This is a genomic window from Nonomuraea sp. 10N515B (assembly GCF_052245915.1).
Classification (GTDB): domain Bacteria; phylum Actinomycetota; class Actinomycetes; order Streptosporangiales; family Streptosporangiaceae; genus Nonomuraea.
The window spans coordinates 104,946-114,844 of the sequence record NZ_JBQQBQ010000032.1; the positions used below are offsets into that span (position 1 = coordinate 104,946).

The 9,899-nt window shown below is 68.8% G+C and carries 9 protein-coding genes and 1 pseudogene; 6 read left to right on the plus strand and 4 right to left on the minus strand.

The genetic code is table 11. The features are described from left to right. The first annotated feature begins 24 nt into the window (after nucleotides 1–24). Nucleotides 25–342, plus strand: a complete 318-nt coding sequence (locus tag ACTWQA_RS36380; RefSeq protein WP_443163502.1) for a hypothetical protein — start codon at nucleotides 25–27, stop codon at nucleotides 340–342. A 75-nt stretch (nucleotides 343–417) separates the two neighbouring features. Here the strand turns inward: ACTWQA_RS36380 and ACTWQA_RS36385 are convergent, their stop codons facing one another. Then, entirely contained in the window at nucleotides 418–867 is a 450-nt protein-coding gene (locus ACTWQA_RS36385) for a GNAT family N-acetyltransferase (RefSeq protein WP_443163503.1), read from the minus strand. Nucleotides 868–1,230: 363 nt separating this feature from the next. Here ACTWQA_RS36385 and ACTWQA_RS36390 point away from each other — a divergent pair, with 363 nt between their 5' ends. Beyond that, nucleotides 1,231–3,243: an ATP-binding protein gene (locus ACTWQA_RS36390; protein ID WP_443163504.1), complete on the plus strand. Its 2,013-nt coding sequence runs from the start codon at nucleotides 1,231–1,233 to the stop codon at nucleotides 3,241–3,243. A 116-nt stretch (nucleotides 3,244–3,359) separates the two neighbouring features. Next, the gene (locus ACTWQA_RS36395) at nucleotides 3,360–4,376 is read left to right on the plus strand and encodes a terpene synthase family protein (RefSeq protein ID WP_443163505.1); all 1,017 of its coding nucleotides are present in this window, start codon (nucleotides 3,360–3,362) and stop codon (nucleotides 4,374–4,376) included. A 34-nt stretch (nucleotides 4,377–4,410) separates the two neighbouring features. Here the strand turns inward: ACTWQA_RS36395 and ACTWQA_RS36400 are convergent, their stop codons facing one another. After that, nucleotides 4,411–4,791: an ankyrin repeat domain-containing protein gene (locus ACTWQA_RS36400; RefSeq protein WP_443163506.1), complete on the minus strand. Its 381-nt coding sequence runs from the start codon at nucleotides 4,789–4,791 to the stop codon at nucleotides 4,411–4,413. A gap of 114 nt (nucleotides 4,792–4,905) precedes the next feature. Between ACTWQA_RS36400 and ACTWQA_RS36405 the strand changes: the two genes are divergently transcribed. Both ACTWQA_RS36405 and ACTWQA_RS36410 read left to right on the plus strand, forming a co-directional pair. Continuing rightward, nucleotides 4,906–5,814, plus strand: coding sequence for a proteasome assembly chaperone family protein (locus ACTWQA_RS36405; RefSeq protein ID WP_443163507.1), 909 nt, complete (start codon nucleotides 4,906–4,908; stop codon nucleotides 5,812–5,814). A gap of 155 nt (nucleotides 5,815–5,969) precedes the next feature. Beyond that, nucleotides 5,970–7,009 (plus strand): annotated as a pseudogene (locus ACTWQA_RS36410) (Gfo/Idh/MocA family oxidoreductase). 55 nt (nucleotides 7,010–7,064) lie between these two features. Here the strand turns inward: ACTWQA_RS36410 and ACTWQA_RS36415 are convergent. Further along, on the minus strand, nucleotides 7,065–7,859 hold the full coding sequence (locus tag ACTWQA_RS36415; RefSeq protein WP_443163508.1) for a tyrosine-protein phosphatase: 795 nt from the start codon (nucleotides 7,857–7,859) through the stop codon (nucleotides 7,065–7,067). 73 nt (nucleotides 7,860–7,932) lie between these two features. On the opposite strand from ACTWQA_RS36415, the gene ACTWQA_RS36420 reads away from it, so the two are divergent. Next, nucleotides 7,933–8,805 (plus strand): hypothetical protein, encoded by an 873-nt coding sequence (locus ACTWQA_RS36420; protein ID WP_443163509.1) that lies wholly within the window; start codon nucleotides 7,933–7,935, stop codon nucleotides 8,803–8,805. 6 nt (nucleotides 8,806–8,811) lie between these two features. Here ACTWQA_RS36420 and ACTWQA_RS36425 read toward each other — a convergent pair. Further along, nucleotides 8,812–9,899 (minus strand): tetratricopeptide repeat protein (locus ACTWQA_RS36425; RefSeq protein ID WP_443163510.1); only part of this gene is annotated, 1,088 nt, incomplete at its 5' end.

Here is a 9,899-nt window from a genome sequence, read left to right on the forward strand (position 1 = left end):
CGCCGCCGTAGACGAGGGGACGGTGTGGAGGCGTTCGGGGGCGGTGCCATACGAGGTGCGTTCCACCACCGCTCCCCCGCTGTCACCGGCGTCGGCCTCTTCGTGCTCGGCCACGTCCTCGGCACCGTGTTGCTGGGCGCCGCCCTGTGGCGGGCGCGGGTGATCCCCACCTGGGCGGGCGCGGCGCTGGTCGCCTCGCAGCCGGTCCACCTGCTGTTCGTACTCACCGGCGCCCCCAAGATCCTGGATGGGGGCGCGTGGGGGCTGACGGCGCTCGGGTTCGCCGCCGCGGCGCTCACGCTGGCCAGGATGAGCGACGAGGAGTACGAACCGCAGAGGTGAGCGGCCGCCGATTCCAGGACGCCGGCGGTGAGTGGGCCCCCGGTTCCAGGACGACCTCCTGGACCGGGGCACGTGTCAGATGCCGCGCGCGAAGGTGACCAGGCGTGTGCCGGGACCGTTGTAGTCCGGGACCGGTTCGCTCGCCGTGAAGCCCATGCGCTGGTGGAAGGCGATGGACGCCTCGTTGACCGGCGAGGTGATGGCCTTGACCACGTGCCGGTCATGGGCGCGGGCCAGGGCGAAGAAACGCTCGTACATCGCCCGCGCCACACCCCCGCCCCGTGCGGCGGGACAGACGCCGACGAAATGGATGTACGCCTCATCCTCGACCGACGGCGAGAGCAAGCCGACGAGGAAGCCCGCCATGCCCTCGGGGCCCTCGGCGATCATGCTCGTGCGGTGGAAGTGGTCGAGGAAGAGCCTGGGCAGGGAGGCCAGGACGGGACGGCCCCACCACTCGTCGACCACGGCCGCCACGGCGTCGTAGTCGGCAGGCGTGGCGGGGCGCAGCACGTGTCCGGTCAACGGGGTCACTCCCAGTGCGGCGGCCGGTTCTCCACGAAGAAGTCGTCCGGGTCCTCTTCCGGCAGGTCGTCGCCCCAGCCCAGGTCCCTGTCGTCCGCCGTCTGCTCGGTGTAGAAATCTTCCACGGCTGACATGCTACCCGGACGGACAAAGCAATACCCGGTGTGTCCGCAGGTCCAGGGACATGTCGGGGCTACGGCGGTACGATGCGGGAGCAGGTGTCGCCTACCCCCCGTGAGGCTGCCCATGGCCACCCCTACAGGCTGGCGGCGAGAAGGCAATCTTCCGGCGGAGCTCACGAGCTTCATCGGTCGCACGCGTCTGCTTGCCAACCTCAGACGGTACCTCGGCGAATCACGTCTGGTGACCGTCACGGGCATCGGCGGTGTGGGCAAGTCGCGCACGGTGCTTCGCCTGGCCCACCAGGTCCGCGCCCACTACCCCGACGGCGTCTGGTTCGCCGATCTCGCCCGGCTGCAGGACACGGGCATGGTCAAGCACACCATCGCCTCGGCGCTGCGCATCGCCGACCAGTCCACGCGCGCGGAGTCCGAGACGCTGTCGGAATGGGTGGGCGAGCGGGACATGCTGCTCATCATCGACACCTGCGACCGCGTGGTGCAGGGAGCGGCGGAGCTGGTGCAGGAGCTGCTCGAGGTCGCGCCCAACCTCAAGGTGCTGGCCACCAGCCGGCAGTCGCTCAACCTGCCCTACGAGCACGTGCTCCCCGTGCCGCCGCTGCAGGTGCCGGGAGAGGACCCGGCCGAGACCTATTTCGTCAACGAGTCCGTGCAGCTGTTCGCGGCCCGGGCCGGGGCGAGCGTGCCCGACTTCCAGCTGGACGAGGACAACATCAACGCGGTGGCCGAGCTGTGCCGGCGGCTCGACGGCATCCCGCTGGCGATCGAGCTGGCGGCGGTGCGGCTGCGGGCGTTGTCGGTGGAGCAGATCCTGGGGCTGCTGGCGGACCGGTTCAGCCTGCTGGCCGGCGCCAGCCGCACGGCGCTGCCGCGGCACCAGACGCTGCGTGCGGCCATCGGCTGGAGCCACGAGCTGTGCGAGCCGGCCGAGCGGCTGCTGTGGGCCCGGTTGTCGGTGTTCGCCAACGACTTCGAGCTGGACGCTGCGCGCTTCGTGTGCTCGGACGCGCGCCTGCCGTCGGGGCAGATCACCGACCTGGTCACCGGCCTGGTGGAGAAGTCGATCCTGCTGATCAGAAGCAACCACGCCGGGGTCAGATACAAGTTGATCGACACCCTGGCGGACTACGGCGACGAGTGGCTGGACAAGCTCGGCGAGAAGGAGCAGATGCGCCAGCGCCATCTGGACTACTACCTGAGCCTGGCGCAGCGTAGCGAGGACGCCTGGTCGGGGCCGCGGCAGATCTACTGGTTCGTCCGCATGCGCCAGGAGCACGACAACGTGCGGGTGGCGCTGGAGCACGCGCTCAAGACGCCGGGCATGGAGGTCCTGGCGCTGACCCTGCTGTCGTCGTTGTGGTTCATGTGGGTGTGCTGCGGCTTCGCCCGCGAGGGCCGCCTCTACCTCGAGCGGGCGCTCGGGGCCAACCCGGATCTCAGCAGGGAACGATGCAAGGCGCTGTGGGTGCTCTCTTACGTGAAGAGCGCCCAGGGCGACAGCGTGGGCGCGCGGGACGCGGCCGAGACGTGCAGCAACGAGGCCGTCAGGGTCGGTGACTCCAAGGCCGTGATCCTGGCCTCCAAGATGCAGGGCACGGCCGCGATGTTGCAGGGCGACCTCCAGAAGGCCAGCGCCCTGCTCGGCGTGGCGATCGAGTTCAACACCGACAACAAGGAGCTCAACCCGGGGCTGCTCCCGGCCATCGTGGAGCTGTCGATCGTCCTCACCACCCAAGGGGAGCTCCCTGAGGCCGAGTCGCTGCTGCAGGACTGCCTCCAGGTCTGCCGCGAGCGCGGCGAGCTGTGGCTGAGCTCATACGCGCATTGGGCGCTGTCGCTGCCGATGCTGGCGATGGGCAGGACGGAGGAGGCGTTGCGCACCGCCCTGGAGGGCTTGCGGATCAAGCGTCACTTCCACGACACCGTCGGCACGCTCATGGTGCTCGAGACGGTCGCCAAGATCTACTCGTCTCAGGGCCAGATCGAGCGTGCCTCGCGGCTGCTCGGGGCGCTGCATCAAAACTGGCGAACCTCCGGCCTGCCCATGCTGGGCGCGCCGTTCCTCACGGCGGAGCACGAGAAGTGCGTCCAAGAGTGCAAGAGGGCCCTGGGTGAGGACGGCTACAAACTGGAATTCGAGGCGGGCGCCAAACTGGATCTGGACGAAGCGGTCACTCTTGCACAGGAAGCACCCGACAGTCCCGAAGACCAGGACCGCAATACTTTCGGCTCATAACCCGTAAATCAGAGAGCGATTGGAAAAATTCTGCTTCGGGTACGCCCCACGAGAACCGACATCTGTCCCGACGAGGGGGCATTTGCCACAGTTTCTCATGTGGAGGCTGCGCACCCATGCCCGACATTCCCTCCGTGTCCCTTCCTGACCCTTTCATCCCGTACCCGTCCAAGCTCAACCCCTTCGAGGCTGTGGTGGCCGAGCACACCATCGCCTGGGCGCGGAGGTTGAAGCTCATCGAAGACGAGACCGCGACCTCGCGATTCGCAGGTGAGTCCTACTCCCGCCTCGTCGCACGGCTCTACCCGGAGGCCTCGGTGCCGGTGCTCGCACTGGCCGCCGATCTCAACAGCTGGTTCCACGTCTACGACGACCAGTTCGAGCTCGCCGAGGTGGGGTCAGACCCGGACCTCGCGCGGCGCATGGCCGACAAGTTCCATGCCGTGCTGGACGGCGCGCCGCTCGAGGCCACCGCGGGGCCGATACTCCACGGCCTGGCCGACATCCGCGACCGCATGCGGCTGCACGCCGGCGCGCGATGGTGGCACCGCTTCGCCACCCACCTCCAGGACTGCTTCGAGACCGCCCAGTGGGAGGTGGACAACCGCACGAGAGGCCGGATCCCCGACCCCGACAGCTATGTCGAGCACAAGCTCAACATCGCCTACGTCCCGCCCTCGTTCGACCTCATCGAGCTGGCCGAGCAGTTCGAGGTGCCGGACGCCATCCGCGCGTCGGCCGCATACCGCACTCTCGTCCACGAGGCCGGGCACGTGGTCGTGTGCACCAACGATCTCATCGGCCTGCGGCGCGAGCTGCTGCAGGGCGAGTTCCACAACCTCGTCATCGTCTACTGGAAGGCCTTGAGCTGCCCCCTCCAGGAGGCCGTCGAGATGGTCGACCAGAAGATCTCGGAGCGCATCGGCATCTTCGAGGCGGCCAAGGTGGACCTCGTGCGCGTCTTCGACGAGCTCGGCATCGACGAGAACCGGCGGCACAGCACCCTGCGCTGCGTCATGGGGCTCGAGAACTGGATGCGCGGCTACCTCGACTGGGCCAAGGAGACGCGTCGCTTCGCCGACCCGGTGCTGCGGGGCGAGGTCACCGGCTTCCAGCGCGAGTTAGTCGACTAGAACGACTCCCCTGTTCATGAGAACAACCCCCTGTTCATGAGAACAATCCCTCCATACCGAACATGCGGGCGGTGTCCACGGCCGAGGGCGCGCCCGCATGGGGGTCGGCGCCCGCGTCGACCAGCGCCGTGACCACGTCCAGCTCCTTCTTGAAGACCGCTCCGGCCAAGGGGGTCTGACCGCGGTCGTTGGGCCGGTCGACATCGGCGCCCAGCTCGATGAGCATCCGCACCGTCGGCGCGTGACCGTAATACGCCGCCAGCATCAGCAAAGTGTCACCTTTGCCGTTGGTCAGATTGACCGGCACCCCAGCCTCGATGTACGCGCGCAGCGTCTCGGTGTCGCCCGCCCGGGCCAGGTCGAACATCCTGGCGGCGAACTCTTCCAGCTCCGGGTCCCCGTCCATGGACCTCATTGTGCCCCGATAGGGTGCCCCCCACGGAATGATTCGGCCCCCCGCCACAGGCACGGAATCGTTCCGGCTCGCCATAGGTTCTGAGGAGAGTACCTACGGAAAGGCTGTCCAATCGTGTTCGACCCGAAGGATCTCTACAAGCTCGCAGATGACGCGCCCGAGCTGCATGATCCGGTGTTGCTGTACCACTTCGACGGCTTCGTCGACGCGGGCGGCACCGGACGTCTCGCGCTGGGCCACCTGCTGGCCGAGCTGGAGCACCGGGTCGTGGCGACGTTCGACGTGGACCGGTTGCTCGACTACCGGTCACGCCGGCCCATCATGACCTTCGACACCGACCGCTGGGTCGAGTGTGAGAGCCCAGAGCTGGCCGTTCATGTCATGAGGGACTCGACGGGGACACAGTTCCTGGTGATGAGCGGGCCTGAGCCCGATCGGGAGTGGGAGTTGTTCACCCAAGCCGTGGGGACGCTGGTGGCGCGGCTGGGGGTGAGCAAGCTGGTGACGATGCACGGGATCCCGATGGCAGTGCCGCACACCCGCCCGCTGGGTCTCACGATGCACGCGAGCAGGCCCGAGCTAATAAATTCGCAAACGAGCGCGTTCGGGCGTGTCCAGGTGCCGGGGAGCGTGGCGGCGCTGATCGAGTTCCGGCTGGGGGCGCAGGGGCACGACGCGCTGGGATACGCGGTGCACGTGCCGCACTACCTGTCCCAGGCCGAATACCCGACCGCCGCCGTGACCGCGCTGGAGGCCGTGACGCGGGGGACGGGGCTGGTGTTCCCGATGGACACGCTGCGTGATGCTGCCCAGCGTACGAACGTGGAGATCGAAGAGCAGATCCAGGCGTCCGCCGAGCTGTCCACCGCCATCACGGGGCTCGAGCAGCAGTACGACGCGTTCGCCGGCGGCAGCGAGCGCGAAAACCTCATCGCCGAGTCGACCCCGATGCCGACGGGGGATGAGCTCGCTGCTCAGTTTGAGCGGTTTCTCGCCGAACGTGACGACCCCCAAAACCCGTAAAGACGATTTTCTTTTACGGCGGTGCCAGGTGGGCCGCCACTCGGCGTACTTCGGCTGAGGGCCCTCCAGGAACACGGCCTCTGAGCCCTTCACCGGCGGGCCGCCGTTACGGAGCGCATTCTGGGCCGACTACGTGGTTTCGATAGCCTGGGCCGATGAGCGACATCAGGGTGGGGCTGGTCGGTTACGGCGTGGCGGGGGCGGTCTTTCATGCGCCGCTGATCCATGCCACTCCTGGGTTGTCATTGGCTGCCGTCGTGACCCGGAATCCCGAGCGGCAGGCCGAGGTCGGTGCTCGGTACGGGGCTGTTGGGCTGGCGGAGGTTGAGGATCTTTGGGGGCGGTGTGATCTTGTTGTGGTGGCGTCGCCCAACAGGACGCATGTCGCCCTGACCGCGGCGGCCCTCGAGCAGGGCTACCTGTGGTCGTCGACAAGCCGCTCGCCAGGACCGCCGAGGAAGGGCGGGAGCTCGTGCGGCTGGCCAAGGAACGCGGGGTCATGCTCACCGTGTTCCAGAATCGGCGGTGGGATGGTGACTTTCTCACGGTGCGGCGGCTGGGCGGTGAGGGGGCGCTGGGTGGCGTGCGGCGGTTCGAGTCGCGGTTCGAGCGGTGGCGGCCGGTGCCCAAGGGCGGATGGCGGGAGGCCGGCGGACCGGAAGAGGTTGGCGGGCTGCTGTACGACCTCGGGAGTCATCTCGTCGATCAGGCCTTGCACCTGCTGGGGCCGGTCCACGAGGTCTACTGCGAGAGTGACGTGCGGCGTGACGGGGTGGCCTCGGACGACGACACGTTCGTGGCGTTGACGCATGCCGGCGGGGTGCGCTCGCATCTGTGGGTCAGCTCTGTGGCGGCGCGGCTCGGGCCGCGGTTTCGGGTGCTGGGGTCGGCGGCGGGGTTCGTGAAGCACGGGATGGATGTGCAGGAGGAGCGGTTGCGGGCCGGGGTCGCGCCCGATGCGCCGGGGTTCGGGGAGGACGAGGAAGCGCGCTGGGGCGTGCTCGGCACGGATGACGAGCACCGGGTCGTGCGTACCGAGCCGGGGGCGTACCTGGACTTCTACCGTGGCGTCGTGGCGGCGGTGCGGGACGGGGCGGCGCCGCCGGTGGATCCGGAGAGCGCCGTCGAGGCGCTCTCCGTCATCGAGGCGGCACGGTTGTCGGCCGATCGGCGCATCGTCGTCCGGCTGCCCTGAACGCCCGGCCGCCCTGAATCGCCCGCCTGCCCTGAACGCCCGGCTGCGCCGAACGTCAGTCCCGCAGGCGGGAGCGTAGGGCCTCGGTGTCGGTGGTCGTCCAGCCGTGCTTGATCAGCCAGCCCATCGGGCCGCCGAAGCGGTCGTCCAGGACGTCCAGGAACTGCTCGATGTATTTCGCCCGGGGCTTGTGGTCGTCGGCCGGCCGGGAGTCCAGGTCGCCGCGGTAGGTGTCGCTGCCCCGCAGCCGTGTGAGAATCAGCTCCAGCCGCTCCCCCGTGGCGACGTAGTCCTCCACGATGGCCTCCCTGGTGGCGCCGGCCACCTCGAGCGCCAGTGCCGACAGCACGCCCGTGCGGTCCTTGCCCGCCGCGCAGTGCACCAGCGCCGCCCCCTCGTCGAGCGCCATCGTGCGCAGGGCCGCCACCACCGCGGACGGGCGGTCACGCAGGTAGCCGAAGTAGAAGCCGGTCACCCGCAGCTCCTCGTCGAGCACTCGCTCCGCCCACGGCAGCACCCGGTCGCCGTCGATGGCGCCAGGAGCGGTATCGGCCTCGACGTCGGTGTGCCGGCCGCCCTCGGCGAACAGCGTCAAATGGTGATGTCGCACCTCCGGCACCAGGGTCAGCGGGCCGGGGCCCTCAAGCGAGACCTCCGCGTTGGAGCGGAGGTCCACGACGTGCCGCAGTTTCAGCTCGCCGACCAGCAGGCCCACGTCCCGGGGCGTGAGCCCCTGGAGATTGTCGGCCCGGAAGATCCGCCCGCGCTGTGTGACGCCGCCGTCACGCGTCGGAAGCCCGCCCAGGTCACGCGCGTTGACCGCGCCTTCAAGATCAATCCACCTTGTCATCTCGCTCATTGTCTCGACCCTATATGTCCACCAAATATGAGCGGATTCGAGGTTCATAACGCAGCATGAACGTATGGATCCACGAGCTCTGCCTCCACGGCTGGTGATCGATCCCTCGCTGCCCCCGGAGATCTCGGTAGAGCTGCGGTCGAGCCCGCACATCCTGCGCATGGCTCGAACCGGCAAGCGAATGGACACCTCGTACAACCCCGCCCTGCTGTTCGTGCTCCCCGGCTTCCTCTTGCTGATCTTCTTGGTGACCGGTGTGTACGGCGTCTTCGTGGCAAGTCTCGGCATCAGCATGATCGCGCTGATCCGGTGGATGGCGTTGGACGGCTCCTATCGCACGACCAAACGAAGACTCCGGCTGGCGCAGACCCATGCCGAGCACTACATCATGGCCGAGGACCTCGACTATCCCTGCCAGATGTTGCTGCGCCGCGCGCAGAACGCGGTCGAGGCGATACTCAACTCCAAGGTGCACCGGGCGGGACTGATCGACAGCATCGACAACCAGGTGACGCTGCCGGAGGAGGTCTGGCAGATCGCGCAGCGGCTGCGCAAGTTGTCGTCCATGCACGCCGAGCACGGCAAGCTCATCCCCCGCGAGCTGCCGCCCGGCATGGAGGACGCGTTCAAGCCGTACACGAGCGCGCTGGACGCCGCCTGGACGTCGTTGTCGCAGCGGGTGCGCCACCTGGAGAAGTACGCCAAGCAGGTGATCAAGGCGGACAAGGTCTACCACACGCACAAGCGGCTGGAGGCGCTGGCCGCCAAGACCCCGGAATACCAGCAGCTGATCGCCGAGACCGTGCACGACCAGCTGGCCCGCCAGCACATCAGGGAGCTGGCCGACCAGGCGGCGCACGCGCGCAAGATGTTCGAGGAGAGCATCAGCCAGGCCAGGCTGGCGGCCGGGGAGCTGCTCAGGACCCCGCTCACCTAGCAGCGACTACGCCGAGGACGCCGCGCGCCTGAGCAGCTCGAGGGTGCGGCGCATGCCGGCCTCGTTGCCGAGGCTGCGGTAGATCTCCCTGGCCTGCTCCAGCGGCGCCACGGCCGCCTGGCGCCCGCCGGCCTCCAGGTGCGCCTCGCCCAGGTAACGCAGGCTCCGCGCCATCCACCACCGGTCCTCCAGCTCCTCGAATGCCTGGACGGCGCGGCGCAGCTCCGCCTCCGACTCCTCGATCCGGCCCAGCCGGGCCAGCCCCCGGCCGGCCGACACGGCGTTGCGGGCCACCCCCCACGAGTCGCCCAGGGCCACGAGGATCTCCTCGGCCCGCCGGACGTACTCCAGCTCGCGCAGCCCGTTGGCCGGGTCGCCGACCTCGCCGGCCGCTCGCAGGCAGCGGGCCTCTTCCCACAGCTCACCGCGCTGCCGGAACATCTCGGCCGCCCGGTCCAGGCTGAACCCCGCCCGGGTGAAGAGGTGGGTCGCGGCCCGGTGGTCGCCCGCAGCCAGCTCGCCCCGCGCCTGAGCGGCCAGCACCTCACCGTAGACCCGCAGCGTCTGGGCCTCGGAGTAACGGTTGCCGTCGCGCTTGAAGATCTCCAGCGCGCCCTCCAGCAGCTCCCTGGCCTCCTCGGGCCGCCGCTCGGCCATCCGCATCTCGGCGAGGTTGCGCTGGGTGCGGGCCATCCACCACAGGTCCTCCTCGCCCTTGAACGCGGTGATCGCCCCGATCAGGTAGTCCTGCGCCCGGTCCAGGTGGCCGTCGCTGTACAACGTCATCCCGATTCCGCGCATGCACCTGGCCGCCCACCACGACTCGCCCAGCTCGGTGAAGATCTCCAGCGCCTGCTCGGCCTCCTCCAAAGCCCGCTCGCGCAGCCCGAGGCCGCCGTGCACGGAAGCGCTGTCGAGCAGGGCGACGGCCAGGGAGCGCCGGTCCCCGCTCCGCTCGGCGGCCGCGCAGCCGATCTCCGCGACCGCCTTCCAGTCGGCCCAGTAGGCACGCAGCGAGTGGCACAGCGAGCAGAACGCCCTGGCCAGGCCCCACGTCAGTTCCCACAGCTCCAGCTGCCTGGCCAGGTTGATCA

What these genes read in the sequence shown, in the direction of transcription:
- ACTWQA_RS36420 (WP_443163509.1), top strand. Translation starts at nt 7,933, where the DNA reads ATGGATCCACGAGCTCTGCCTCCACGGCTGGTGATCGATCCCTCGCTG.
- ACTWQA_RS36395 (WP_443163505.1), top strand. Translation starts at nt 3,360, where the DNA reads ATGCCCGACATTCCCTCCGTGTCCCTTCCTGACCCTTTCATCCCGTAC.
- ACTWQA_RS36400 (WP_443163506.1), bottom strand. Translation starts at nt 4,791, where the DNA reads ATGAGGTCCATGGACGGGGACCCGGAGCTGGAAGAGTTCGCCGCCAGG.
- ACTWQA_RS36415 (WP_443163508.1), bottom strand. Translation starts at nt 7,859, where the DNA reads ATGACAAGGTGGATTGATCTTGAAGGCGCGGTCAACGCGCGTGACCTG.